Here is a 26,732-nt window from a genome sequence, read left to right as displayed (position 1 = left end):
CGCGAGCGGGCAAGCCGTGGTAACGGCGAAGCACAACTCGTGCGAAACAGCGCAAACCGGCTTCCTGCGGCGCCGAAACGCTCATGGAACGCGCATGGAACGGACCATAAGCCACGTCCAAACGCCGCTGGAAGCGGCGAAAAGTATATCAATGTTTGTGACCTGTTGCCCTTGAGCCACCTTGGCGATCCGGAAACTCGCCTCAACCTTCGTACGAAACGTCCGCCGTCAGCATATATCCCTCGTTGCGGACCGTGCGGATCAGCGCGGCGTCGCGCGCCGTGTCCTTCAAATGTTGCCGCAGGCGGCTGATGCAGACATCGATAGCCCGATCCAGCGGCGTAAGGTTCTTGCCGAATACTTCATCGAGCAGATATTCGCGCGAAAGCGGCCGGTTCGGATGGTCGAGCAGCGTGCGCAAGGTCCGGTAATCGGAGCCGCCGAGCGTGATGATCACGCCCTCGGGCGAAAGCATTTGTTTCATGCGCGTATCGAGATGCCATCCGGCAAAACTGATGCTCGCGATGGCGTCCGCCGACCGCGCGTTCGGCATGCTGCGCGCGCGCCGCAGGATCACCTTGATCTTGGCGACGAGTTCGCGCGGATCGAACGGTTTGGGAAGGTAGTCGTCGGCGCCCATTTCGAGGCCAAGCACGCGGTCGAGCAAACCGCCGCGGGCGCTCAGCATGACAATGGGAACCGTATTGTTGCGGCGCAGTTCGCGCGTGAGGTCGAGGCCGTCTTCGCCGTCGAGCATCAGGTCGAGCACGACCAGATCGACGCGCGACGAGTTGATGATCTGCTTCATCTGCGCGCCGCCTTTCGCGGCCTGCACGCCGTATCCCATGCTGCTCAGGTAGTCGAGCAAAAGCTGACGGATGTTCGGATCGTCATCGACAACGAGTATCTGGTCCATGTATCTGCCGGATGGCTGCCTTCAAAGCTGGCGAGCGTAGCCCAGCCGCCGGCTGAATGGCTGAGCCAACACATTCCATTACAAAACAGCGCCGCTTCGATATATCCGCATTACATCGGCCCGATAAAGTCTGCGTTGCAAATCGCAATCATTCTTATTCAACAGGCTTTCAGGCAAGGTATCACATGTCGATGTTCCGGATTTTCACGCCGCGACGCTTGAGGTTCGCGGCTTTGGCCTTGGCAACGTGCATGGCGGGCGCGTTGTCTTTCAACGCGGCCCGCGCGGAAAATGCGCCGGGCCTGGCCACGCTCGACGCGGCCCAGACCGTCACCGATGTCGCTGGCCGCACGGTCAGGGTCCCGCAGAATCCGAGGCGGATCCTGCTGGGCGAAAGCCGTCTGCTGATGGCGGTGGCCTTGCTCGAAGGCGATCATCCGCTCGCGAATATCGTCGGCTGGCAGGGCGACCTGAAAAACCGCGATCCGCAAACTTTCGACGTCTACGCAAAGAAATTCCCGCAAATCAACGATATCCCGCTGATCGGCAAGGCGACGGAAAGCAGCGTCAGCGATGAAAAAGCGCTGAGCCTCAAACCCGATCTCGCGATCTTCACGTTTGGCGGCGAAGGCCCCGGCCAGTACAACGCGCTGGTCAAGCAGCTCGAAGCCACGGGCACGGTGGTGGTGTTCGTCGACTTCCGCATTCATCCGATGCAAAACACGCTGGCAAGCATGAAATTGCTGGGTGAAGTCCTGCATCGGAACGAACAGGCCGATGCCTATATCAAGTTCTACCAGGAGCACGTCGCGCGCGTTCAAAGCGTGGTCGCCTCGGTGCCTGACGCGCAGCGCCCGAAGGTTTTCATCGACATGCTCGCGGGTTCGTGGGGTGTCTGCTGCCATACGGCGGGTAATGGCAGCTTTGGCGAATTCATCAAGGTTGCGGGCGGCCGCAATATTGCGGCGGATCTGCTGCCCGGCGTGCTGGGCGATATCAGCATGGAACAGTTGATCGTCGCGAAGCCCGACATTTACGTGGCCGACGGCACATGGACGCGTCCGGGCGTGACCGCGTTGCGGGTCGGCGCGCTGACGTCCGAGCAGGACGCGGAACAAAGCTTGTCTGCGCTCGTGGCGCGTCCGGGCTACGACGCCATCAAGGCCATTCACGATGGCCGCGTCTTCGGCATCTGGCATAACTACTATGACTCGCCCTACAACATCATCGCCATTGAAGCGTTCGCGAAGTGGTTCTATCCGGCGCAGTTCAAGGATTTGAGCGTGAAGGCGACGCATGACGAGATGTATCGGCGATTCCTGGCGGTGCCCTCCGACGGCACCTATTGGGTCGATCATCCCGCACCTGCGAAAGGCTGATCCGCATGGCGACCGCTCTTCTCATTGCGAATGACAATGTGCGTTCGTATCAGCGCCTGACGCGCCGCCGTATTGGCGGGTTGATGCTGGTGTGCATGCTGATCGCAGCCGCGCTCCTGTTCGATTGCAGGACCGGACCGTCCGGCCTGACCGTGCCGGCGATCCTGCATGCGGTGTTTTATCCGCGCGCGGTGGCGCCGGATATCGCCGTGATCGTCTGGCAAATCCGCCTGCCCTACGCCGTGATGGCGCTCCTGGTGGGCGCGGCGCTCGGGCTGTCGGGCGCGGAAGTGCAGACCATCCTCAACAATCCGCTTGCGAGTCCTTATACGCTGGGGGTATCGGCGGCGGCGGCGTTTGGCGCGTCGCTTGCCATCGTGGCGAACATCACGATTCCCGGCGTTACCCAGACCTGGGTGATCTCGGCCAATGCGTTCGCGTTCGCGCTGCTTTCGGCACTGCTGCTCGATACCGTCGCGCGCTGGCGCGGCATGAGCACGGCGGGCGTGGTGCTGATGGGCATCTCGCTCGTGTTCTCGTTTCACGCGCTGGTTGCGCTGATGCAGTTCATCGCGTCCGCCGATGCCCTGCAAGGCCTGGTCTTCTGGACGCTCGGTTCGCTCGCACGCTCCGACTGGACGAAGATCGGCGTACTGGCCGCGGCGCTTGCCGTCGCGTTGCCGATGTCCTTTGCAAACGCGTCGCGGCTTACCGCGCTGCGCCTGGGCGAGGATCGTGCGGCAAGCTTTGGTATCGATGTCCGGCGCCTGCGCCTCGGCACGCTCTTGCGCGTAGCCGTGCTGACGGCGCTTGCGGTGTCGTTCGTCGGGACGATTGGCTTTGTCGGCCTGATCGCGCCGCACGTGGCGCGGGCGTTGTTTGGCGAGGATCACCGCTTTTATCTGCCCGGCAGCGCGCTGACCGGCGCTTTGATGATGTCGCTAGCGTCGATTGCGTCCAAGCTGATCATTCCCGGCGTGCTGATTCCGGTGGGTATCGTGACGGCGCTTGTCGGGATTCCGCTGTTCCTCGGCATTGTGATTTCGTCGCATGGAGAACTCGGATGAGCGGGCTTTCCATCGATAACCTCTCGCTCAACTACGGCCGCCGCCGCATTCTCGACTCGCTCGCCGCCGGGCCGCTTCCACGTGGCGAAATCACCGCGTTGCTCGGACCGAACGGCAGCGGCAAGTCGACCTTGCTGCGCGCGCTGTCCGGCCTCACGCGCGCCCAGTCGGGCAAGCTCGAGCTCGACGGCGAAACGCTCGCGCTCAGTGCGTCGGGCGCGCGCTCGCATAGCGTCGTGTATCTGCCGCAGGCGTTGCCGGCCGGCGTGCGGCTGCAGGTGCTGGAATCCGTGCTGGTCGCATATCGCGCGACGCGTAGTCAGGGTTATGGCACGCCGCGAAACACGGCGGACGATCTCGCCCACGTGCATGGCGTGTTGCAGCGTCTTGGCATTGAATCGCTTGCAACGCGCTCGCTCGATGAACTCTCGGGCGGCCAGCGGCAACTCGTTGGAATCGCGCAGGCGCTGGTTCGCGATCCACAGGTGCTGCTGCTCGATGAGCCGCTTTCCGCGCTCGACCTGAATCACCAGTTCCACGTAATGCGTACGCTGCGCTCGGAGACGCGCCATAGAAACATGGTCACGGTCGTGGTCCTCCACGACATCAACACGGCGCTGCGTTCCTGTGACAAAGCCATGCTCCTGCACGGCGGCCGCATCCACGGTTTTGGCACGCCCGCGGAGGTCGTGACGCCTGATCGGCTTGACCAGGTGTTTGGGGTGATAGCGCGTATCGAGCCGTGTTCGCAAGGCCAACTGCAAGTTTCGATCGACGGTCTCGCCGATCGCTCGCGCGTCGCCAGCCGGTAACAGCAGCACAAGCACGGCAAGCCAGCGCTTCAACCAGCCGTTTATCCGCGCGTTTTTTCGATGCCTTCTCGAGGCATCGCGTCGACGCGCGCGAACGGCTTATCAAAAGCCAGGGGAAAATGAAAAAGACTTTAGCAATAGCCGCATGCGCGGCGGGGTACGCGTGCGCGGCGCATGCACAGAGCAGCGTCGCGTTGTATGGCGTGATCAACGCCGGCTTTTCCTACGCCAGCAATCAACACGGGAATTCGGGCGTGTCGGCGACGAGCGGCGATCTGCAAGGCAGCCACTGGGGGTTTATCGGCGCTGAAGATCTCGGCGGCGGCGCGAAAGCCATATTCCGGCTTGAAAACGGCTTTAACCTGATGAACGGCACGGCGACGCAGAACGGCCGCGAGTTTGGCTATCAGGCCTACGTGGGACTTGACGACCAGCGCCTTGGGCGCGTGACGCTGGGACGGCAGTACGACTCCGTGGTGGAGTTCCTCGCGCCGCTGCATAAACCCGTGAGTAATAACCTCGCCGCACATCCCTACGACAACGACAACCTGAACCATGGATTTCGCGTCAACAATTCGGTGAAATACAGCAACGAATGGTTCGGCGGTTTACGCGTCAGCGGCTTATACGGCTTCTCCAACGACGCAGGCGAATTCGCCAACAACCGCGCCTGGAGCGCGGGGACGTCGTACGCAACGGGCAATCTCAAGATCGCGGCGGCGTACCTGCAGGTGAACAACACGGCGGGCAGCAATACCGACGGCGCCGTGACGCTCTCGGACCGAACCTTCATTGCAGCGCTTCAGCGGACCTTTGGCGCGGGCGCCACCTATCAGGCAGGGACCGCCAGAATTGATTTCCTCTGGACGCGTTCCCAATTCGATGGCTTGAAGACAATCAACGGAATCGGCAGTCTGGGAATTACGCAGACCAACGCCAACGCCCGTTTCGATAACTTCGAGATCAACACGATGTATCGCTTTACACCGGCCTGGACGTTGACTGGCGCATACACCTACACGGCAGGCAAACTCGATAATCGTCAGGGTAATTTCTATCCCAAATGGAACGAGGTTTCGCTGTTGCTCGACTATGCGTGTTCAAAGCGAACCGACGTGTATGCAGAAGCGCTTTATCAGCATTTGGCAAGCAATGGCTCGGGCCTGACCGCCGATATCAATCGCCAATCGCCCGCTTCCGGCGACGCACAAACCGTTCTGGCGCTGGGGCTCCGGCATCGGTTTTAAAAGGCGCTTGCTCCGTTGCGAACAGAAAGAAAAAATCCGATCGATTATTTCGCACCCCGCTCTGCGATTTAATCGATCGATATCCTCGTCCTTGTTCCGCACCAGATTTTGAATTTCAGCTGGAACTCATCATTCAATTCGACCGTCTCATTCCCTGTCCTGCGAACCTGTTCGACTAAAATAAAATCGTCTTTATCGATCACGACAAGCAAATCATCGCATGTTGTCGTCAGATTGAAGGCATGATTTATGCGCGAGTATCCAGCGCAGCCATATTCCGACCAGACCGAAAACAAATCCATGACGCCGCATCGCGAGGAAACGGGCGCTGACCACTGGCAAGACGAGCCGCCGTTCCCGGTGGTGCCCGAGCGCAACTTTGCCGCTCAGCGCGCCACGTTACGCGTATTGCTGATCGCCGCGATTGTCCTGCCCTGTCTTTACGTGACGGCCATGTCATGGAGCGACCTGAAGGCGCGCGAAGCCGATGCCGCCGAAATCGCCGAACGCAACGCGCACGTCGCGGAAGAACATGCGCTGAAAGTTTTCGACATGAACCAGACGCTCAACGCGCGGGTCATCGATCTGATCGACGGACTGGACGACGCGACACTGCGCAGCAACGAAGCTTCCATTCACCAAAAACTCAAGTCGATGGGCGGCGGTTATCCGCAAGTGGCGGCGGTCAGCATCATTGGCGCGGACGGACGGTTGATCGCGACCAGCCGCGTGTTCCCGACACCAGACGTTTCAATAGAAACGCGCGAGGATTTCATTGCCGTGCGCGATCATCCGGCCATCGAGAATGTCTCGAGCGTCATGCAGGGCAAGGTCGTGGGCGAAAGCGTGTTCAATACCGCCGTGCCGCGCAAGACGCCGGACGGCAAATTTGCGGGGATTGTGTCCATCGCGCTGCGCCCGAGCTATTTCGCGGGGTTTTATCGGGAACTGCTGGGCGACAACACCAGCGTGTCGCTTGGCCTGACTCGGGCCGACGGCGCCGTGCTGGCCTGGTATCCGGTGCGTCCGCCAAACCGCATGGCGCTCGCCGCCAGTTCGCCATTGCGCGAAGCGTATTCGTCGGCGCGCCATGCGGGTGTCGTGCGCATGCGTTCCGGGCTCGATAACCAGTTGAAAGTGGTCGCGTTCCGGCGCGTCGGAAATTACCCGGTGTATGTGTCGAGCGGCTATCCGGTCGCGACCATCTGGGCGGCCTGGTATCAACACGTCAGCGTGCTGATGCTGTCGCTGTTCGCGCCCTGCGTGGTCCTTTGGGGCGTGATCTGGCTTTCGCTGCGGCGTCTCGCCAACGAAGAAGATGCGTGGGAACGCTGGCAGGCGGAAGCGTCGATGCGACGTTCCATTGAATCGGCCTACCGGCAGGCGCGCAAGATGGAAGCGCTGGGCAATCTGGTCGGCAGCGTCGCGCACGATTTCAACAATCTGCTGATGATCCTTTCCACCAATGTGCAGATTGCCCGCCGGCGCGGTGCGGTGGGACTCGACCGCGAATTGTCCGCCATGGAACGCGCGCTCAAAAGCGGCCAGTCGCTCACGCGCCAGTTGCTCGGCGTTGCGCGCAAGCAGCCGCTGCGCAATGAAACCATCGCAATCGGCAAATGGCTGCCGGCGTGCCGCGAATTGCTGAAGGCGTCGCTTGGGGCCAAGGTTGCGCTGAATCTGGAAACGGATACGGATGTCTGGCCAATTCGCGTCGATGCCGCCGAGCTTGAACTCGCGCTCATCAATGTTGCTGTAAATGCCCGCGATGCCATGCCCAACGGCGGCACGTTCTCGGTTCGTGCGGACAACGTCCAGTTTCGTCATGAGGATGGCTTTCCGCTTGTCGGCGAATTCGTCCAGTTGACGCTCGAGGACACCGGAGACGGCATGGGTCCCGAAATCCTTGGCCGCGCATTCGAACCGCTGTTCACCACCAAGTCGAAGGGCATGGGAACCGGGCTTGGACTGCCGCAGGTGTTCGCCTTCTGCGAGCGCGCGGGCGGCGTGGCGACCATAGACAGCGCCGTGGGCGCGGGCACGTCGGTACGGCTTTATTTGCCCCGAGCGGGCGCATCGGCGGAGCAGACAGCCGACGTGCCGCACGACGCCACCACGGCCAGCGACTCGAAAGGCTTGCGTGTACTGCTGGTGGAAGACAACGAGGAAGTGGCCGCGGGCACGGAAGCGTTGTTATCGATGATGAATCATAAGGTCACGCATATCTTCAACGCGGACGGCGCAATCGCAATGCTCGACGCCGCCCGCGGCAATCCCGCGACGGTCGACTCACCGCCATTCGATGTCGTCCTCTCCGATATCCATATGCCCGGCAAGCTGAACGGCATCGATCTGGCGGAGATCCTGCAAACGCGCACGCCGCGCGTGCCGGTGATCCTTGTCACCGGCTACGCGGAAGAACTCGACCGGGCGCGGCATGTGGATGCGCGCGTGTTGTCGAAACCATTCGATATCGGCCTGCTCGATACGCTTCTTCAGACCATCCGGGAAGACCTAAGCGCACGCGCCGACCGGGAACACGGCGAAGCGCCGCACTGAGTTTTCTCACGGTTTGTAAAAACGTCGGCGATTTCCGGGGGGATCAGCGGGAACCGGCACGCCGGGGTGGCTCGCCTGCGCCAGTCGCACGACCCGGCACGGGAGTTGCGATCCTCAGCGAGACTTGCGGCGAATGCGTATGAACGCGTCGCAACTTACTCCAAGGCCACCCAGGGAGGCAGCCATGCGACACACAGTTATCGGTATCTTCGACACCTACGATCAGGCCGAAGTCGCGCGCAGTGCGCTCGTGGCTTCGGGTTTTGCCCGTGGCGACATCGAACTCCAGGCCGCGCCGGAACCTTCGTCACCGGCGGACCCGGCGCTTGAACCTGCCGGCGCTGTACAACCGCCGGAAACAGGCGGCGTGCTGGCGAATATAGAACGGTTCTTCTCGATGCTGTTCGGTGGCCGCGATCAGCCGCCCGAGGTCGCGCATTATTCGGAAGCGGTGCGGCGTGGCGGGATACTGGTGGCTGTGAATACGCCGTCGGAAGAACGCGCCAACGCGGCCCGGCAAACGCTCGCTGAGCAAGGTGCAATCGATATCGATGAACGCGCTGCAAGCTGGGGCGCCCTGAATAATCCGGGCACGATCAACACCACCGCCGACGACCGCGATCATTCGCTGCTCGATGAGCTTGGGCTGGGCTCGGGAAGCGCCGTGCCGGGACGCGGACCGGTCAATCCGGCCGCCGATCCGCTTGCCACGGCGCGTAATGACTCGCGTGCGCGTGCTTATCCTCGCGCGGATCAAGGCGACCCTGCCGCGCTGGAACCGGTCGACCCGCTTGACCCGATCAGCCCCGTTGCACGCGATCCGTTCGCGGGCGGCAGCGATTCGACCTATCGTGCGACCGGTGGCGATCCAATGACCAGCGGTTCCGTGTGGCCGGCAAAAGATGAAACCACGCAAGGCTGGCGCCCCGTCACCCCAGTTGACCCGCTCGATGAAACCGAGGCATCGGCGCAACGCAGTGAAGCGGGCACGCCCGTGGCTGGATCGCTGAGCCAGTCTGCAACCGATCCGCTCAGGCCCGATCTGCCGCTGTCCCGAAACTCCATGCCCGATGAATATATGGAGTATGAAGACGATTTCCGCACCGACTACGAATCACGCTACGCAGCTACGGGCGCGCGCTACGAAGAATACGAAGATGCCTACCGGTATGGCGCCACACTTGGCAACGACGAGCGTTATCGTGGCCGGACCTGGGACGATTCGATGGAAACCGAGTTGCAACGCGACTGGCAAGGCCGCAATCCGCATGGCGAAGACACGTGGGAGCGTTTCAAGCTCGCGGTGCGTCACGGCTGGGATCGCGTGACGGGGCATCACCATACGTAACTCAGGGCGATTTGATTGATCCACCAACTCGCTTAAAAAGTAGCAGCCCGCTCTGGCGGGCTGCTACTTTTTTGCTGTGCCTTTATGCCGCTGAGATCCGTTTGACCCACGCTACGTATTTATCGACGAAAGCCTGCAGGAACTTGCGGGTATCCTCGTTCACGATCTTGCCGCTTGCATCGATACGGCTCTCATCGTGCTTGATGAACATTTCCGGCTGACCCATCAGCGGCACATCGAGATACGCCAGCACATTACGCAGATGCGCCTGCGCGAGCGCCGTGCCGATCGCGCCCACGGATGTCCCGATCAACGCACCCGGCTTGTTCGCCCACGCGCTTTGTCCCCACGGCCGCGAACCCCAGTCGAGCGCATTTTTCAGCACGCCGGGAATTGAACGGTTGTACTCGGGCGTGACGAACAGCAACCCGTCCGCCTCCGATATCTTTTGCTTGAGCGTTCGCGCCGCCTCTGGAAAATCGGCATCGTAGTCCTGGCTATAAAGCGGCAGGCTGGCGATATCGAGAAACTCGAACGAGAAATCCTGCGGCGCGAGCGAGATCAATGCGTGCGCCAGCTGCTTGTTGAACGAATCACGCCGGATGCTGCCAACGACAACCGCGATCTTGTAGGCCATAGATATTCCCTCTGACTGAGTTGAACAGGTGATGGGGCACCACGAATATCATAGGCGCGCAAGTAGCGGGCAGCTATTGCGACTGCGATGTTGAACAACGCGAAGCACGCAGCAGGAGCGCGATTAGCGGGCGCTTTGGCCTCGCATTGAGCAATTCAAGCGGAACCCGCCTGACGTGCCGCTTTCACGCTCTTTTTGAGATGATTTCCACAAAGTTGTCCACAGAAATTGTGGACAACTTTGAAGATGTTTAATAATTCGCACTAAACCGCCACGAGTTTGGCGGAAGAAGGCTAGGAGCGCTGCGGCGAAACCGTTGGAACTCAATGGCCGAAAAATACATTGCACTGCGACGCCGGGCCTTGACACGTGGCCGGTTGCGAATTTGAAGTTTCAACGGCGTTCACCGCACTGGCGGCGGCAAGAAGAACGACAGCAGCAAAGACGGAAAAAACGCGTTTCATGGCAATACCTCGGTTGACTGATGAAGTCCGGCTGACTTGCTGCTGGATCGCAGAACCGAGCATACGGACGAAGCCGCCGCAGAAAAACGCCAGGTACCGGAAATATCCTTTACAAAATGCGCAAGGGTGTACGTCAAGACACGCACGCCGTTGGCAAACAAAATTCACATTCATGCGCCTGCGGCAACAATATGTTTTCTTAATCGACATTGGTCTTCGATAGTCATGTGAATAGACTGATTCATATCGATGGCGCAAGGCGCGCCTTCTTGAAAATCAGAGGCTCACATGAAACGCGTGCTTATTGGCAGTTTGCTTGTCGCTGTACTGGCTTCATCGGCCAGCGCCTTCGCTCAATCTTCGAACACTGCGCCGAAAACGCGAGCTGAGGTCAAGGCCGAGCTCATTGCGGCGCGAAACAGGGGCGAACTCGATGCGATTCATTCGGAAAGCTATCCGGAGTTGCTGCCTTACCAAGCAGCAAGGTCGCCAGACGCTGGACGTGCAGTCGGGACGTCCGTCACCGAGGCGAACAGCGCGCGTATCAGTACGCAATAGTCAAGACCACGGCCTTCGCGTCATAACAGCTTTTCTCACACCTCGCTCCGATGAGGTTTGCCCGGTACTCAAGCACCGGGCTTTTTTATGCGCGTCAGTGTGTGATGGCGGCAAGGCATAACGTGACGGTCACGAGCGAAATCAGCGTGGAGAACAGAATGGTGCTCGACGTCACACCCGCTTCCCGCCGATAAAACTCCGCCAGCATGAACGGCCCCGTTCCGGTTGGCAGCGCGCTAAGCATGACCGCGGTCTTTGCCCATAAGAGCGGCAGCGCGAACACGTGAAACGCCAGCCACCAAGTGAGCAGCGGCTGCGCGATCAACTTGGCGATGACCAGCATAGAAGTCTTTCCGGCCGCGCCGCCTTTCGACTTTTCGCCAAGAAACAAGCCAAGTGCGACCAGCGCGCATGGACTTGCCGCCGCACCCAATAACTTGAGGAATGTATCCGCGCCGCCCGGGATGGCGAGGCCCGCGCCGCTGCATAGCCATCCGGCGAACGGCGCGAACAGCAACGGGTTGGTTACGAGCGATCTGACCACCTTGCCTAACGTCGCGGCAAAGTGCTTCTCGGTCTGCAAGCCAAGTTCAATCAACACGATAGCCACGGCAAACAACACGCATACCGTGAGGATCAATGCGATCACCGCAGGCGCGAGGCTCGCGTGGCCAAACGCAAGCGCACACAAAGGCAAGCCGATAAATCCGGCGTTCGGATAAGCAGCGTTGAGCGCGTCGAGGCTGGCATCGGCGAGATGGCTCGATCTCTTCAAGCTCGCCAGCAAGGTCAGCAAGAAGATCGCGGCAGCCGCGATTCCGAACGCAGCGATAAACGCAGGCTGGTCCAGCGAACGCCAGGGCGTGGTGGCCATGATGTCGAAGAGCAGCGCGGGCAACGCAAGATACACGACAAAGCGATTCAGTTCCGACGAGGCATTCGGCCCTAACCGATTCGTCTTGCGGCAGGCATAGCCCGCGAAGATGAGTGCGAACACAGGAAGGATGATGGTGAGAAGCGGCTTGAACAGCGACGAGACCAGCAACGGCATGAGTAAGAGCGCGACTTGATTGGGCAAGGCGCAAAGCATAGCGGCAGATGCAAGTCACCGCTGGGCGAGTTTCCAAAGGTGAGCGATTTCGGGAGCCGCGCGAGGTGAGCTTCGCACCGATGCAAAAGCTCACGCCAAAGCCGATTGCAAGTATCGCTAACTAGATGCGCGATCGCGCCGAAGTTCATCGAATAGGTTATGTATCGGCTTGAAATCCTTTACCCATAAGGCTTTCAAGCTTATGGGCTTGCTGGCGGCAAGCCCGTGACCTTGCTCCTGTGCGCCGCGCGCGCGTTGCGTTCAGCACGACACGTAAGGCAAGCCGGTGAGGCTTTACATCTTCAGGTGAGGGAATACGGGACCCCATTGCGCAGTCTTTAGAAGACACTTGAAGAGCGATGCGTCCGATCCGGTCCAGCTCGAAGTCCGGGCATTAAAGTGTTCGGGATCAATAGCTTGCGACCTGTTGTTAAAACAGTTGATACACATCGACACCTTTGCTAACAGGCTTCTCGGATACCCTTCATCCATCAGTTCAAACGCTAGAGGTGAGCTTATGCGGGACCTTGTCTTATCGAACAAATAACGGAACAAAGCTTGCTCACAGCTCAACGCCACTGCATACACACAATGAGGACACAGATGAAATTCAAACGATCCGTCGCCATCGGCGCTGCGGCTTTGCTGGTGATCGGCGGACTGGGCGCGCTGGCCGCTTGCGCGATGGCGGGGAGCAGCAAGAGCGGCAACGAGCAGGTGCCCGAGCCCGCCAAGGATGTTGATCTCGATCGATATCTCGGGCAATGGTACGAATTCGCGCGCTATGAAAACCGCTTCGAACGCGGCTGCGAAGCAGTTACCGCAAACTATGCAAAGCGGGAAGACGGATTGATATCGGTGATCAACTCCTGCCGTCATGGGGGCGTGAACGGGACGCCGAAGTCATCGGAAGGCAAGGCCAAGGTCGTCGCGGACTCGCATAACGCCAAGCTCAAAGTCTCGTTTTTCGGGCCGTTCTATGTGGGCGATTACTGGGTGCTCGATCACGCGGATGACTATACGTGGTCCATCGTCGGTGAACCGAGCGGACGTTATCTATGGATTCTTACGCGTGAAGCGAAGCCGTCGGCGGCGATACGAACGGCGTTGATCGACCGTGCGCGCAAGCTCGGCTACGACGTGACGCTCTTGCGCGAGACGCTGCATTGAACATCAGTCATCGATAGCGCGTCGTGGAGATGGCGCTCGAGTACGAAAACCGATAGCCAGTTCGATGCTTCGAGCCGAGAAGTATTTATTGATTGAATCAGCTGCGCAATTGAATTCAGGTTGATTGGACCTGAACTAGTCAGCGAATTTATCCACAGACGCAGGTTCATTTCGCCCGACACGCAATAAGCAATCCGTTCTGGCCGTTTTCGCTGCTTTGATCGAGAACGTCGTAGCTGCCCGCACACATGGCGCGCGCGTTTTCCTGGCAGTTGCTCCATCCGCCGCTGCTCGGGCACTGGATCATGGAAGTCGGACGTCCGTCGGATGAAAAAAGCGGCGGCGCGCTGCTGCATGCGGACAACGCGGAAAGCACCGCCAAAAGCGGCACTAGCGCCGCGGAACGCGCGGCAAAAACGCTGAAAAGCTTCATCCGATACCCCCTTTTGTCGCTGTTTTTCTGATGCCGCAAGTATGCCATGCGGCGCTTTCAGCTTGCCTTTGGAGGTCGCGGTTTATCTTGCCGTATCGACCTCGGCTTCGGGCCAGAGGCGCGGAAAGAGATAGCGGAACAGCTTGAGCGGCAAGGCCAGCTCGATCGGCCCTTTCGGCGTTTTTGAACTGACAATGCCGAGCTTGAATAGATCGGCCAGTGCGCGATCCGCAGTTCGGCTCGCGAGTCCCATCATGGCCTTGAAGCGGGTTCTGTCGATAGACGCGACGCTGCCTAGATAAGCAAGCGGCTGCGCAGCTTCGACGCGCAGAAAGCGGGTATCGGCCTTGGTTGCTTCAGCGGCCAGCATCTGGGCGAGTCTTGCTTCGAACGCCTGCATTTGCAACATGCCGTCCATGAAACCGATCTGGTCCAGATAGAGGTTCATGCAAAAGTCTATAAATTCAACCAGCCCGCTTTCGCTCAGCACGCCCCTGCCGTCATAGTCGCCTTTGCGACGCTGATCGGCTGCGATCAGATATTGGTAGTAAGCCGCTTGTTCGCGTGCGAAGCCGCGCATGGGCGACCAGAGGCCTTGTGTCAGCCCTAACGCCGACAAACCGATATGCGTATGCAATCGCGCGGTACGGCCGTTGCCGTCTAGAAAAGGGTGAATCCACGCAAGCCGGTGATGCGCCGCCGTCAACGCGATGACGGCCGTTTCCCCGGCCCGGGCGTAGCGATACCCGCTTGTCCACTCTTCCATGAACCGAGGCACTGTTGCCGGATCCGGAGGAATATGCGCGCCAACCTTGACGCCTTTGTCGCGCCAGGCGCCCGGCGTGATTTTTTCCTCTTTGCCGTCATCGCCTGTCTGGAGCAGGTCTTGCGCCGACAATTGATTGTGCAGATGCCGATGAATCGACTGGACGACCGAGCCCTCGAAGAACGATGCGGAATCGAATGCAGGAAAGGTGTCCTCGCCCCAGCGCTCGGTGCCAATATGCGCAACCGCGATGCGCTGTTTATGCGCCTCCCCCGGCTTGGCGGAAAAATCCTCGTGCAGCGCCCGCTCGATCAGGAGCGGCTCCGTATGCTGTCCCTCGATCTTGTTTGTATAGTAGGAATTCATGGGCCGCAGCGCTTCGCGCAAAAGCGCCCGCAAATGCGGCATGCCATGCGCAGCCAGATCCTTCGCCTGTCCAATGACATCGGCCGCCAACGGACGCAATGCATCCATCTTCAGCGCGGAAGGCAGCATTGGATGCATCTGATGGACCGCGTAATACGGATATTTCGAATCGGCAGGTGTCATGGCCTTGTTGGCGAATATCATGGCGAATCTTTGGGACAGTAAATTTTCCTGAAAACCATTATATTACAAATAGATAGCTGTACCGTGGCGAATCTCTTGGCGAATCATTCGAGTGTGAAAATCAACGCTAGACCGCGATTCCCAGCGCCACGATTTTTTTATACATCGTTGCCCGCCCAATGCCGATTCGCTGCGCCGCTTCGGCAACCCGGCCGCCGCTTGCATGCAAGGCATCGGTAAGAAACTGCTTTTCAAACGACGCCATGGCCTGTGCATACGGCACGGTCTCCTCCTCCGTGGACGCCCGTGGCGGTTCAGGCTCTGGCGTCACCGTTTCCTCGCCCATAAACGAACCCAATGCGCGGGCATCGATATGCTCGCTGTCCGACAACATCACCGCGCGCTCCAGCGCATTGCGCAATTCGCGCACGTTTCCCGGCCACGAATAGGCGCACAGCAGGCGCAATGCATCGTCGTGAAGGACGAACTGGCCGGCGTGGCGCGGACGGGCATCGGCGGAAAGCTCTTCGAGCATGGCGTACACAAGCGCCTCGATATCCCCCACGCGCTGACGCAGCGGCGGCGCATGGATCGCCAGCACATTCAGCCGATAAAACAAGTCCGCCCGAAACCGGCCGCTCGCCACGAGAGCGGGCAAATCCGCCGATGTGGCCGCAATGATCCGCACATCGGTGCGCACGATCCGGTTCGATCCGAGCGGCTCGAACTCCTTCTCCTGCAACACGCGCAGCAATTTGCCCTGAAGGGCGAGCGGCATGTCGCCGATTTCATCGAGGAACAAGGTGCCCCCGTCGGCGAGTTCGAACTTGCCCACGCGCCCTTTGCGATCCGCGCCGGTATAAGCGCCCGCCGACGCACCGAAAAACTCGACTTCGAGCAAGGTATCGGGGATGGCCGCGACGTTCACCGAGACAAGCGGACGCGCCGAGCGCGCCGACGCGCCGTGGATTGCGTGTGCGAGCAGTTCCTTGCCCGTACCCGTCTCGCCCGACAGCAATACCGGCGAATCGACTTGCGCCGCCCGCCGCGCCTGGCGTTTTACATCCAGGCTCGCCGTGCTCGTACCGACAAAACTCGCGAATGTGTATTTAGCACGCCGCGCCTGGGCAAGCGATTGCCGCGTGGCGATAAGCTCTTGCTGCACGCGCGAGTAATGCGAAAACAAGGGCGTGAGCGCCTTCATTTCATCGAAGAGCGCAAAGCCAATCGCGCCGACCGTTTTGCCGAAATCGTCCTTCAGCGGTAGCCGGGTGACGACCAGCGGTTCGCGGTCGGTTTCCAGCAGGTCGAGCAGGATCGGCTTGCCGGTGGTCACGACCTCGCGCATCAGGCTGTTTGGAATTACGGCTTCGCAATCGCGGCCGATGGCGTCTTCGGGGTCCCCAAAGCCAAAACGCGCCGCATAGCGCTTGTTGATCCAGACCACGCGCGCGTCTTTATCGACGATAAACGTGCCTTCACTGAAATTTTCGAAAGTCTTGAAAAGCGAATCCATCGCGCGGCGCAAAACGTCGCTGTAATCGACGGGGACATGCGTCCAGTCGTTGAGCATCGGTGTCTCCGAGAGGTTTCTCGATATCGAGACAGAATATCTCTAAACGTGGAAACACGGCAAGGCATTAAACTACCGGCCGTTCGGCTGAAATTCAACGCAATTTTTAGCGCCCTTTCCAAACGATTTCGTCTCGATGCATGGACAAACGCGGCATGTACATCGTCATATGCGCTGTTTAACCTCGAAGAGCCAGTCTGCGCCGGCATTGGCACGAATGCTGCATTAGGGGCGCACCGCTTCCGGAACGGCATTCGCCCAGGATGCGCACGAAGCAACCCACAACAAGTATCGGAGACTTAATGTCGTTCATCATCGTTCTCGCCGCGCTGGCGTTTCTCATGCTGGCCGCTTATCGCGGCTACAGCGTGATCCTGGTGGCCCCGCTCGCCGCCCTCGCCGCCGTCCTGCTTACTGAACCTGCCGCCGTCGCGCCCGTGTTTTCGGGCATCTTCATGGAAAAGATGGTCGGCTTCGTCAAGCTGTACTTCCCTGTATTTCTGCTTGGCGCGGTATTCGGCAAGGTTGTCGAACTGTCGGGATTCTCGGAATCCATCGTGGCCGCCGCCATCCGGTATATCGGCAAGACGCGCGTCAATGCGGTGATCGTGGCGGTGTGCGCGTTGCTCACGTATGGCGGCGTATCGCTGTTCGTGGTCGTGTTCGCGGTCTATCCGTTCGCGGCCGAAATGTACCGGCAAAGCAATATCCCCAAGCGCCTGATGCCCGGCGCGATCGCGCTCGGCGCTTTCTCGTTCACGATGGATTCCCTGCCCGGCACGCCGCAGATCCAGAACATCATTCCCACGACGTTCTTCAAGACCACGGGCTGGGCCGCGCCCATTCTCGGGACGATCGGCTCGCTCTTTATTATCGTGGTCGGGCTGGCGTTTCTGGAATGGCGCCGCCGCTCGGTGATGGCGACCGGCGAAGGCTACGGCACGTCGCTCGTCAATGAACCGGAGCGCGTGGAAAACGCGCAATTGCCCAATCCGCTGCTCGCGGTTGCGCCGCTCGTGCTGGTTGGCGTCGCGAACTTCGCGTTGACCAAGCTGATTCCCGTCTGGTACGGCGCAAGTTATTCGGTCGCACCCGACGTACTGCCGGGTGTGCATGCGGCGGTCGTGACGCCGATCAAATCGGTGGTGGCCATCTGGGCCGTTGAAGGCGCGCTGCTGCTAGGCATCCTGCTCGTCGTGCTGACGGCGTTCGGGCGCGTGCGTGAACGCTTTGCCGTGGGTACGAAGGCGGCGGTCGGCGGTGCGTTGCTCGCCGCGATGAACACCGCGTCCGAGTATGGTTTCGGTGGCGTGATCGCGGCGTTGCCGGGGTTTATCGTGGTGAGCGACGCGCTCAAGAGCATTCCGAATCCGCTGGTCAACGCGGCGGTTTCCGTGAGTTCGCTTGCAGGGATTACCGGGTCGGCGTCGGGCGGAATGAGCATTGCGCTCGCCGCCATGTCGGATACGTTCATCAAGGGTGCGGAAGCGGCGCATATTCCGCTCGACGTGCTGCACCGCGTGGTCGCCATGGCGAGTGGCGGCATGGACACGTTGCCACACAACGGCGCGGTGATCACGCTGCTCGCCGTGACGGGATTGACGCATCGCGAGTCGTATCGCGATATTTTTGCCGTGACGATCATCAAGACGCTCGCCGTGTTCTTCGTGATCGCGGTGTATTACACGACCGGCCTGGTTTAACCGGCGGCAAAACATCTGGCAAACTTGGCAACAGCGCCTTCGGCTGTTGCCATCCACCCTCCTCTTCCACAGGACTCGCCCATGACTTCATCTTCAGCAACCCTGCTTGCCGGCAAGACCGCGCTCGTCACCGGATCGACGAGCGGCATCGGCCTCGGGATCGCCAATGCGCTTGCGCAAGCCGGCGCGAATATCGTGCTGAACGGTTTCGGCGATGCAAGCGTGATCGAGAGCGCGAAAACGCAGATCGAGAAGCACGGCGTGAAGGCCGTGCATCACGGCGCGGACATGTCGAAGGCGAACGAGATAGAAGCCATGATCGCGTTTGCCATCGAGCAGTTCGGCGCCGTGGATGTACTGGTCAACAATGCGGGCATTCAGCATGTAGCGACCATCGATACCTTTCCGGTCGAGAAATGGGACGCCATCATTGCGATCAATCTGACCTCGGCGTTCCACACCATGCGCGTTGCATTGCCGACAATGCGCGATAAGGGCTGGGGCCGCGTGATCAATATTGCGTCGGCGCATGGACTGGTCGGGTCGGCCGGGAAATCGGCTTATGTGGCCGCGAAGCACGGCATTGTCGGCTTGACGAAGGTGGCCGCGCTGGAAAATGCACGCACTGGCGTAACGGTGAACGCCATTTGCCCCGGCTTCGTGCTGACGCCCCTGGTGCAAAAGCAGATCGACGATATCGCCGCGAAAGAAAATCTGTCGTCCGACGCCGCGCGCTCGAAGCTGCTTGGCGAGAAACAGCCGTCGGAACAGTTCGTAACGCAGGAACAGATTGGCAAGCTGGCGGTGTTTCTCTGCTCGGAAGCCGCCGATGAAATGCGCGGTTCGGCGCTTCAGATCGACGGCGGATGGACTTCGCAGTGATTGGCGGCCGGGCAGCGGATGAGCGGCCGGTCCCGAGTAGCGCGTGCCGCCCGCCACATCCGTTGGTAATATCGGGGTTCCCAGAACGGAGACTCCGATGACTGCTGAACACAACCGAACAGAAGAAGCGCAGGCGATGGAGCGCATCGTGAACGCCACGCGGCAGGTACAGGCGGCGTTCACGGCATTGCAGAGCCAGTTTCCGCCCAACGGCGACGGACGGCCCACGCAGATCGCATTGCAGACTTTCGACGCCGCGCTGCAGGAACTCGAAGAGGCTCAGGGCGCGTTCGACACCATGCTCAACGATCTTTTCGACGGCAACCGCTAGGCCGTGTTTTTTCAAGCGCCCCGCAAGACCGGAACGACTGGTGGCGCTTTTGCGTTCGCCGCGCCGGCGGCCGGCTCGGGGTCTTCCGGATTCAAGCCTTCCCACGACACGCCATCGGTTGACTGACGCCGCGCCGCGGCCACGCACGCCTCGACCAGTTCCTTGAACGATGTCGCCGCCGATGTCTTCCTGATCACCGCCTCGCCCTCCAGCGCGCTATCCGGCACGACCAGCCCGACGATCAAATCCGCCGTTCCCGCACGCTGATGCAAACGGCGCAACAAATTCCGCAAATATGGCGGCGATTCAGCGGCATCGAAGGAAATCACGCAGATCAGCGATACACCCGTCAAGTCAACGTCATCGAAACGCGTGCGCGAGAAACGCTCGTACGGCGCGAGATCCGCGCCCAATCCGTGCTTGCGAAACAGTTGCACAGCAATGGTCGCGGCCAGATCGTCCAGCACGCCGCGCCCCGCAATGCACAGCACGGATGACGTATGGCCTTCCTTGACGGCATCGAAGTGAGCCGGCGGCGTTTCATGCACAATGCCCGCCTCGCTATCAGACATCTCGAGGCTCGCCGGCGGTTCTTCCTCGGGCCGCGCAGCCATCACCACGTCTTCGACCTCTTCGAGTCCTTCGACAATATCCATCGCGGATTCGTTGATGCGTTTGAGCTGGTCCGCCGTCACCACGCCGCGCAGCACGTCCTGATGCGCGATCCGCAAGCCTTCCAGCGCGACTTCGTCGTAGTACGCACTCAGCGAGCGTTCCTTTAAAAGCGTTTCGGCCTGCACGAGCGCTTCGTCGGGATCGTTGGCGAGCAGCCGCTGATAAAAATTTTCCGCTGGCGTCAACGCCGGACGGTCGCCGAAAAGCACATCGAGGAATTCGAGCCGGTCCACGTGGCGCCCTAGAATCACCAGGCACAGCGTCAGCGGCGTGGATAAAACCAGCCCGATCGGCCCCCAGATCCAGCTCCAGAAAATCGCCGCGACAATCACCGCAAACGGCGAAAGTCCTGTGCTATGCCCATAAAGCATTGGCTCGACGACCTGGCCGGCGACCACATCCGTGACGCCGAACAGTGCGATGGTCCAGATCATCATCGCCCAGCCGGGGCCAACGGCAGCAGCAAATACCACGGCGAGCAACGCCGCGATCCAGGTTCCGACATATGGTACGAAACGCAGCAATCCCGTCAGCACGCCGAACAGCAACGCACCCGGCACGCCAATGATCGCAAGCCCGATCGAGATCACGATACCGACGCCCATGTTGATGCCCAACTGAGCCAGAAAATAGCGCGATAGCCGGCGCGCGGCTTCGTCCATGGCGGTGGTCGCGCGGTGCAGATCGCGCGATCCGAATAGCCGGATCAGCCGGTCGCGGAGATCTTCTCGCTGCAGCAAGATAAAAATGGCTACAACGAGGACAATGCCCGTGGTTTCCAAAGGACTGATCACGGGCGACAAGAACCGCTGCGCAAGTTCCACCGGCGAGGGCGACGGCTCGTGGACCTCGACGGGCATGGGCGCATCGATGGGAGACGCCGTCTGGTTCTCCTGGCTCTTGCGGATTTCTTCCTGCCGGCTTGGCGAAATCCGCTTGAGCGCCGTCGCCGCCTTGCCAAGAAACGCGTCGGCGCGGCCAACGGTCTTTTCCTGCACAGCGCTGATTTTCCGTTCCACGGCAACCTGATAGCGCGGAAGATCGCCGGCAAGCTGCGCCACTTGTGCGCCAATCAACGCGCCGACCGCCGTCAGCACGGACAACGCGACCAGCACCGCCAGGATGACGGACGGCACCTGTCCCAGTTTCAGCCGACGCAACAAATCGACGAAAGGCGCGACCAGAAAACTGAGCAACACCGCGAGAATGATCGGAATCAGCACCGCGCGCCCGAAATACAGCGCGCAGATCACCACCACGCCTGTCACAAGCGACAGCAGCGCCCGTATGCCGGGCGCTTCGGGCGGCAAAACCTTCGACGCGGGCCGGCGCGGAACGGGATTGGGTGTCATGACGTCGTTCTCGTATGGAGCTTTAGCGGGGTTCATGATGCGGTCGCGCCGGCGATCCATCAAGGAAGGCCAGCCCTGGCGCTGCGTCGGTTTATAGAGTAATTGGCCACGAGCCGGTGTCCATCGGTCTCGGGAATATGCGCGCCCGATCTGTATGAGCAAAGGCCATGCCAATCGAAAGGATTTGTGCCGATTTATATCGATACGGCAGGCGTGGTCATCTCGCCATGGTGACCATGCGCCGGATGCGGCTTGCCATCGATTCCAGCGTGAAGGGCTTCGTAATCATCTCCATGCCCGTGTCGAGGAACCCGTTTGCGCGCGTGGCCGACTCGGCATAACCCGTCATGAACAAGACCCGGAGCGCGGGCCGGGTTGCGCGGGCTGCGTCGGCTAGCTGGCGGCCATTCAGGCCCGGCAGGCCGACATCGGTCACCAGCAGATCGATACGCGCCCGCGAATTCAGTATCGCCAGTCCGGACGGCCCGTCGATGGCTTCGAGGACCTCGTAGTCCAGGTCGCGCAGTATCTCGCACACAAGTTCGCGCACCGACGTGTCGTCTTCGACCACCAGGATCACGTGTCCGTCGGCCGCCCGATGCGCTTCCGTGAGCGCCGTCGCCGATTCCTGCTTGCCCGCGCCGCCTGTAAAGCGCGGCAGATACAGCCGGATGGTCGTGCCGGCATCGGGCGCGCTTTCAATGGTCGCAATCCCGCCCGATTGCTTGGCGAACCCGTAGGCCATCGATAAACCCAGCCCCGTGCCCTGCCCCAGCGGCTTGGTCGTATAGAACGGATCGAAGGCGCGCGCCTTGACGTCGTCCGGCATGCCGACGCCCGTATCCGACGCCGATACCACCACGTATTGTCCCGGCGTCACATCGGGATGCGACGCGGCGAATTCGCGGCCCAGTTCCACGTTGTCGGTTTCGAGCGTCAGGCGGCCGCCCTCCGGCATGGCGTCGCGCGCGTTGATCGCGAAATTCAGCAGCGCGTTTTCGAGCTGATTCGCGTCGCAACGCGTGAGCCAGAGATGCGGATTGTGGATCACGCGCGTGTCGATCGCCTCGCCCATCGTGCGCTTGAGAAGATCGTCGATGGAATGCAGCAGCTCGTCCGCGTTCACCGGCTTGGGGTCGAGCGGCTGACGCCGCGAAAACGCCAGCAGCCGGTGCGTCAGCGACGCCGCGCGATTCGCGGCGCCCGTTGCCATCGTGATGAAACGGTCGATGTCGTCCGTGCGGCCTAGCTGGGTGTATCGGCGAATCAGTTCCAGCGGACCGGTGATGCCTTGCAGCAGATTGTTGAAATCATGCGCAATGCCGCCCGTCAACTGGCCAAGCGCCTCCATTTTCTGCGCCTGGCGCAACGCTTCCTCGGTCTGCTGGAGCGCGCGCCGGGTTTCCTTTTCGCTCGTGACATCGCGTCCGTTGCCATACAGCGTGTCACCTTCGAACGCCGCGACCCACGATACCCAACGATACGACCCATCCTTATGGCGATTGCGGTTCTCGAAGCGCACGCGTCCCGTGTGCGCGACGGACTGCAGCGCGGCGTCCGTGGCTTGCACATCATCGGGATGAACGATTTCCGCAAATGATCTGCCGATCAACTCGTCCTCGCGGAACCCGAGAATATCGGTCCACGCGGGATTCACCGCGCGCAGCACGCCCGCGCTGCTCGCAACAATAAAAAGGTCGCGCGAATTGCGCCAGATGCTGTTGCGCTCGCGCGTGCGCGCATCGACTTCGGCGGCGAGCGAATCGTTCAGGCGGCGCAGTTGTGTCTCGCTTACTCGCAGGCGCTCCTCGAAGCGCTTGTGGTCTGTGATGTCGTAGGTCACACCAATAAAGCGCAGGCCGGCGTTATTGTGGGCGACTGCTTCTTCGCGACGCGCCATCCAGCGCTCTTCGCCGCTGTCCGCGCGATGAATCCGGTATTCGAGATAGTCCAGCGCGCCCGTCGGCATGGTGCGATGCGCCGCAAGCACCCGCGCGCGGTCATCGGGATGCACGAGTTCCAGCAGCACGTCGAGATGGGTTTCATGGCGAGGCGTCAAACCCCACTGCCGGCAAAGTTCCTCCGATACCGCCATACGCCCGGTATCCGGAAACAGCTCGAAGGTACCAATGCCGCCTGCACGCTGGGCAATGCGCAAACGCTCTTCGCTTTCCCGCAGCGCCCGGTCGCTCGCGTGCCGCTCGATTGCAAGCGCCGTCACGCTGGCCACTTGCGCAATATCGTCCAGTTCTTCGGCCGACGGTTTTTTGGGCACCGAATAATAGTTGGCGAAGGTGCCGAGCACGCGGCCGTCCGCGGCGCAAATGGGCATGGACCAGCACGCACGCAATTCGAACTTCCGGGCGATATCGCGAAAAGCGGCCCAGACAGGATCTGTTTCGATGTCCTCCACGATCACCGGCTCGCCCCGGAATGCCGCAGCGCCGCACGAACCCATCAAAGGGCCGGTCTCTAGGCCATCGACAATGCGGTTGTATTCCTCAGGCAGACTCGGCGCCGCGCCGTGAATCAAGCGTTTTCCCGTAGCGTCGACCAGCAGCACGGAGGCCCGCATGGGCTGCTCCGAGCGATTTTCCACCCGATGAATAACGTGCTCGAGCACTTCATGCAGCGGCATGCCTGCCACGACGCGTCCCAGGACGGCGCGCTCGAACTCAAGCTGGCTCAGCGTCGAGAACAGGGGAGGTTTTTGCATGGTCCAGAGCAAAAAGCCGGTTGGTCGCAGACGGCGTATAAACGTTTCCGCACAATGCGACGAAATGTTCCAAATCTTAGCATCTGAGTCTGATACGCCCCAGATGGCGTATGCGGATAGACAATTTGTCTACAGTCACGCTGCGCCGGCTATTGGCCTTATCGGGATTATGTTTTTGGCATTCGGGCATGCATCGTGCGAGATTGCATGCATTGATCTTCACGCATTTTCTCCACGGAATCCAATGGATTGTTATGGCAGTTGATTCTCCCTGCATCAATATTTGCAAGTTCGACAGCAAAACGGGCCTATGTACGGGCTGCTTGCGGACCAAGGACGAGTGCAAGCAGTGGAAGAAGCTGAAGAACAAGGCCCGGACAAGAATTATCGATGAACGGCCCAAGCGCGAAGCCACGCTCAAGAAGGCGCGCAAGTAACGTACAGAACTGTTCCAGGCTCGTTTGCCCACAATAACGCGTGCCGGCTTAACGCGAACCCCAATCAATCACGGACACGAAACCCAACTTCAGGGAGTTCCAGTCATGGTTATCCACGTTCAGTTGAAACGCGTCATGGCGGTGAGTACGGCGGCCTTGATTACTCTTTTTGCAGCGCAAGCGGCGGTAGCACAGACCGCGAGCATGAGCCACGGATTGAGTCCGAACGACGACATGCGCGCACCTGCAAATGACACGCGCCTGATGCCCAATGCGCCGCTTGGTAGCGAATATCCTACGCACGGTAATGCGCAGGCCGGTGAGATGAACCTGAACCCGACCGACCCGCGTGCGCAGCTTGTGAATGGCTTGCCGAACAACACACAAAGCGGCGGCTATGGTTCGCCGCTGGCGGGTAACAAGGCGAACGTGCCGCAAGGCTATTAGGAAAGGCGTGCCGGACACGTATGAGGGCGTTGCTGCCTGAAAATCAGGGCTGTACCCGATGTTCGAGCACGTTGACGAGTTTCCCGAACGGGTCTCTCACATAGAAGCGCCGAACGCCCCAAGGTTCATCGGCGGGTCCGTATTCAATCGAAAAGCCCGCCGATTTCATGCGCTCAAGCGCGGTGTCGACATCATCGACTTCTATCGATAAGTCGGGCATCGCCGTGCCCGATCCGCCCTCCTCCGCCACGCTGATCTGCACTCCCGTCGTGGCCGAGGAACCATAAGTCCGGATCCAGCCGTGATCCATCAACAGATCCAACCCGAGTGCGTCCTGATAGAACGGCTTCGCCCGCGCAACGTCCTGCGTGGAGATATTCGCAACGATTCGTCTGACCTGCATGTGTTTCCTTTGCTTATGCGTTAGTCGGCCGGTGTTTTGTACGGCAGCGGACGCTTGCCGGGCGAGGCCGTGGTGTTATCGATCACTTGTTCCACGTCCGCTGTTTCACCCAGCATGGTCAAGAACTTCGCTGTGTCGAACTCCTTCGATACACAGCCCTGCACGTATATAAACCGTCGCTGCAGCGTAAGCCATAACGTCGAGTTTTCACGCCAGTGCGTGGCGGGATTGATTGCGTTCAGGCGCCGCTGCACAGCATCAACAATTTCGGCATCGTAGCGATACGCATTGGACAAGCGGCAGCGGCCTTCCACCCAGCAGCTATTGCCGCGTTCGATGCGGTAATGCGCATCGCCGAGCCATTCCTGATCGGTTTGCACCGGGCCCAAAGGCGTCGGGCAATGCGCGACGGCCGTCGAAATCTGAAAGAACGGATCGTTGCCGTGGTTCGTGCGCGGAGCCGCCGCGAATGCAAGCGCGATGCAGCACACAGCAGATCGGGTTGGCAGGTCCATCGGTGTCGGGATCCAAGGCGCAATATTGCAAGAATACGCGCGCCCGCAAACTTCGCCACGTTGGCGCGTTCCCTCATTTCTCGCACACGCGAGCAAGCGCGCGATCCAGCGCCACGGAATACAGCGCATCGAGTTTGTGCGCTGAAGAATACGACTGTGTAGCGCGCGCCAAACGCGCATAGCAATCAGGTGCTGCACGCAATGCATCGGTTGCCGCCAGCTCCCGAATAAACTCACCTTGAAGACGATCGAGCTCGGGACGAATATCGTCGGTCAAGCTGGCGCGGTGATCCGAAGGCGCTTTTCCCGCCCGATGCCACCGTGCAAGAAGCCCATATTGCACGAGCTTGTTAGCCTCTATCTGGTCGGCGAAAAAGTGAGTGGCGAGTTGACGCGGCACGCCGGCCGGTTCGGCTTGCGTCGCGGCTGCGGAGATCACCACGCCTTCGCGCTCGCTGTCTTCAATCGGCTTGCGCGTATCCCATTTCGTTAGCGCAACTTCGCGTGCCACGTGCAAGCGGGTTGCCGTCAAATCGATCAGGCGGGAAAAATCTCCGTTCCATGAGTTCGATGCGTTCGATACAGCAGCGCTTTGCGAAGTGGATGTTACGGCCAACAATGCAGTCGCGACGAGGCCTTGGCAGAGCCGCGAAATACGGGGAATCCGATTGAACATCAATGAGCCTTCTTGACTAGTGAAAGT

Annotated in this window: 25 protein-coding genes; 13 read left to right on the top strand and 12 right to left on the bottom strand. The window is 60.3% G+C overall.

Annotation, left to right across the window (positions count from 1 at the left end):
* Positions 1–202: 202 nt before the first annotated feature.
* The gene (locus AWB64_RS06920) at positions 203–916 is read right to left on the bottom strand and encodes a response regulator (RefSeq protein ID WP_060817905.1); all 714 of its coding nucleotides are present in this window, start codon (positions 914–916) and stop codon (positions 203–205) included.
* A 185-nt stretch (positions 917–1,101) separates the two neighbouring features.
* Here AWB64_RS06920 and AWB64_RS06915 point away from each other — a divergent pair, with 185 nt between their 5' ends.
* The 6 genes from AWB64_RS06915 (at position 1,102) to AWB64_RS06890 (ending at position 9,328) form a co-directional block, all read left to right on the top strand.
* A complete protein-coding gene (locus AWB64_RS06915; protein WP_060817904.1) occupies positions 1,102–2,295 on the top strand; it encodes an ABC transporter substrate-binding protein in 1,194 nt (397 codons plus the stop codon).
* 5 nt (positions 2,296–2,300) lie between these two features.
* Positions 2,301–3,362, top strand: a complete 1,062-nt coding sequence (locus AWB64_RS06910) for a FecCD family ABC transporter permease (protein WP_060817902.1) — start codon at positions 2,301–2,303, stop codon at positions 3,360–3,362.
* Positions 3,359–4,174, top strand: coding sequence for an ABC transporter ATP-binding protein (locus AWB64_RS06905; RefSeq protein WP_060817900.1), 816 nt, complete (start codon positions 3,359–3,361; stop codon positions 4,172–4,174). Before AWB64_RS06910 ends, AWB64_RS06905 begins: the two co-directional genes overlap by 4 nt.
* Positions 4,175–4,293: 119 nt before the next feature.
* Complete coding sequence (locus AWB64_RS06900; RefSeq protein ID WP_060817898.1) at positions 4,294–5,421, top strand: porin; 1,128 nt, start codon at positions 4,294–4,296, stop codon at positions 5,419–5,421.
* A 249-nt stretch (positions 5,422–5,670) separates the two neighbouring features.
* Positions 5,671–7,980: a hybrid sensor histidine kinase/response regulator family protein gene (locus tag AWB64_RS06895; protein ID WP_374728605.1), complete on the top strand. Its 2,310-nt coding sequence runs from the start codon at positions 5,671–5,673 to the stop codon at positions 7,978–7,980.
* A gap of 184 nt (positions 7,981–8,164) precedes the next feature.
* Positions 8,165–9,328: a hypothetical protein gene (locus tag AWB64_RS06890; protein ID WP_060817896.1), complete on the top strand. Its 1,164-nt coding sequence runs from the start codon at positions 8,165–8,167 to the stop codon at positions 9,326–9,328.
* 82 nt (positions 9,329–9,410) lie between these two features.
* On the opposite strand, the gene AWB64_RS06885 is transcribed toward AWB64_RS06890, so the two are convergent.
* Both AWB64_RS06885 and AWB64_RS31510 read right to left on the bottom strand, forming a co-directional pair.
* Positions 9,411–9,965: an NADPH-dependent FMN reductase gene (locus tag AWB64_RS06885; protein ID WP_060817895.1), complete on the bottom strand. Its 555-nt coding sequence runs from the start codon at positions 9,963–9,965 to the stop codon at positions 9,411–9,413.
* A gap of 323 nt (positions 9,966–10,288) precedes the next feature.
* On the bottom strand, positions 10,289–10,639 hold the full coding sequence (locus tag AWB64_RS31510; RefSeq protein WP_157766596.1) for a hypothetical protein: 351 nt from the start codon (positions 10,637–10,639) through the stop codon (positions 10,289–10,291).
* A gap of 78 nt (positions 10,640–10,717) precedes the next feature.
* Here AWB64_RS31510 and AWB64_RS06880 point away from each other — a divergent pair, with 78 nt between their 5' ends.
* Positions 10,718–10,987 carry a DUF4148 domain-containing protein gene (locus AWB64_RS06880; RefSeq protein ID WP_060817893.1) on the top strand — a complete coding sequence of 90 codons (270 nt, stop codon included), beginning with the start codon at positions 10,718–10,720 and terminating at the stop codon, positions 10,985–10,987.
* Between the two features lie 94 nt (positions 10,988–11,081).
* On the opposite strand, the gene AWB64_RS06875 is transcribed toward AWB64_RS06880, so the two are convergent.
* Positions 11,082–12,038, bottom strand: a complete 957-nt coding sequence (locus AWB64_RS06875; protein WP_060818389.1) for an AEC family transporter — start codon at positions 12,036–12,038, stop codon at positions 11,082–11,084.
* Positions 12,039–12,680: 642 nt separating this feature from the next.
* Here AWB64_RS06875 and AWB64_RS06870 point away from each other — a divergent pair.
* A complete protein-coding gene (locus AWB64_RS06870; protein ID WP_060817892.1) occupies positions 12,681–13,247 on the top strand; it encodes a lipocalin family protein in 567 nt (188 codons plus the stop codon).
* A 166-nt stretch (positions 13,248–13,413) separates the two neighbouring features.
* On the opposite strand, the gene AWB64_RS31875 is transcribed toward AWB64_RS06870, so the two are convergent.
* The 3 genes from AWB64_RS31875 to AWB64_RS06855 all read right to left on the bottom strand — a co-directional run bounded on the left by AWB64_RS31875 (position 13,414) and on the right by AWB64_RS06855 (position 16,568).
* Positions 13,414–13,680, bottom strand: a complete 267-nt coding sequence (locus AWB64_RS31875; protein ID WP_060818388.1) for a hypothetical protein — start codon at positions 13,678–13,680, stop codon at positions 13,414–13,416.
* A gap of 82 nt (positions 13,681–13,762) precedes the next feature.
* Positions 13,763–15,016 (bottom strand): Fic family protein, encoded by a 1,254-nt coding sequence (locus tag AWB64_RS06860; RefSeq protein ID WP_060817891.1) that lies wholly within the window; start codon positions 15,014–15,016, stop codon positions 13,763–13,765.
* Positions 15,017–15,122: 106 nt separating this feature from the next.
* Complete coding sequence (locus AWB64_RS06855) at positions 15,123–16,568, bottom strand: sigma-54 interaction domain-containing protein (protein ID WP_060817890.1); 1,446 nt, start codon at positions 16,566–16,568, stop codon at positions 15,123–15,125.
* Between the two features lie 302 nt (positions 16,569–16,870).
* Between AWB64_RS06855 and AWB64_RS06850 the strand changes: the two genes are divergently transcribed.
* The 3 genes from AWB64_RS06850 to AWB64_RS06840 all read left to right on the top strand — a co-directional run bounded on the left by AWB64_RS06850 (position 16,871) and on the right by AWB64_RS06840 (position 19,484).
* Positions 16,871–18,271, top strand: a complete 1,401-nt coding sequence (locus AWB64_RS06850; RefSeq protein ID WP_060817889.1) for a GntP family permease — start codon at positions 16,871–16,873, stop codon at positions 18,269–18,271.
* 81 nt (positions 18,272–18,352) lie between these two features.
* Complete coding sequence (locus AWB64_RS06845) at positions 18,353–19,153, top strand: 3-hydroxybutyrate dehydrogenase (RefSeq protein WP_060817888.1); 801 nt, start codon at positions 18,353–18,355, stop codon at positions 19,151–19,153.
* A 97-nt stretch (positions 19,154–19,250) separates the two neighbouring features.
* Positions 19,251–19,484, top strand: coding sequence for a hypothetical protein (locus AWB64_RS06840; protein ID WP_060817887.1), 234 nt, complete (start codon positions 19,251–19,253; stop codon positions 19,482–19,484).
* An 11-nt stretch (positions 19,485–19,495) separates the two neighbouring features.
* Here AWB64_RS06840 and AWB64_RS06835 read toward each other — a convergent pair whose 3' ends face one another.
* A complete protein-coding gene (locus AWB64_RS06835; RefSeq protein WP_082850407.1) occupies positions 19,496–21,511 on the bottom strand; it encodes an AI-2E family transporter in 2,016 nt (671 codons plus the stop codon).
* Between the two features lie 217 nt (positions 21,512–21,728).
* Positions 21,729–24,227 carry a PAS domain S-box protein gene (locus tag AWB64_RS06830; protein WP_060817886.1) on the bottom strand — a complete coding sequence of 833 codons (2,499 nt, stop codon included), beginning with the start codon at positions 24,225–24,227 and terminating at the stop codon, positions 21,729–21,731.
* Between the two features lie 254 nt (positions 24,228–24,481).
* On the opposite strand from AWB64_RS06830, the gene AWB64_RS06825 reads away from it, so the two are divergent.
* The gene (locus AWB64_RS06825; protein WP_060818386.1) at positions 24,482–24,664 is read left to right on the top strand and encodes a DUF1289 domain-containing protein; all 183 of its coding nucleotides are present in this window, start codon (positions 24,482–24,484) and stop codon (positions 24,662–24,664) included.
* A gap of 105 nt (positions 24,665–24,769) precedes the next feature.
* Positions 24,770–25,111, top strand: coding sequence for a hypothetical protein (locus tag AWB64_RS06820; protein WP_374728604.1), 342 nt, complete (start codon positions 24,770–24,772; stop codon positions 25,109–25,111).
* A 43-nt stretch (positions 25,112–25,154) separates the two neighbouring features.
* Here AWB64_RS06820 and AWB64_RS06815 read toward each other — a convergent pair whose 3' ends face one another.
* The 3 genes from AWB64_RS06815 to AWB64_RS06805 all read right to left on the bottom strand — a co-directional run bounded on the left by AWB64_RS06815 (position 25,155) and on the right by AWB64_RS06805 (position 26,705).
* Positions 25,155–25,514: a VOC family protein gene (locus AWB64_RS06815; protein ID WP_060817885.1), complete on the bottom strand. Its 360-nt coding sequence runs from the start codon at positions 25,512–25,514 to the stop codon at positions 25,155–25,157.
* A 20-nt stretch (positions 25,515–25,534) separates the two neighbouring features.
* A complete protein-coding gene (locus tag AWB64_RS06810; RefSeq protein WP_060817884.1) occupies positions 25,535–26,029 on the bottom strand; it encodes a hypothetical protein in 495 nt (164 codons plus the stop codon).
* A 73-nt stretch (positions 26,030–26,102) separates the two neighbouring features.
* Complete coding sequence (locus AWB64_RS06805) at positions 26,103–26,705, bottom strand: chorismate mutase (protein ID WP_075643253.1); 603 nt, start codon at positions 26,703–26,705, stop codon at positions 26,103–26,105.
* Positions 26,706–26,732: the final 27 nt, after the last annotated feature.

The organism is Caballeronia sordidicola, from assembly GCF_001544455.2.
In the GTDB taxonomy this organism is placed as follows: Bacteria; Pseudomonadota; Gammaproteobacteria; order Burkholderiales; family Burkholderiaceae; genus Caballeronia; species Caballeronia sordidicola.
The sequence above is the reverse complement of the archived record's forward strand: the minus strand, read 5'-3'. Positions and strand labels throughout refer to the sequence as shown.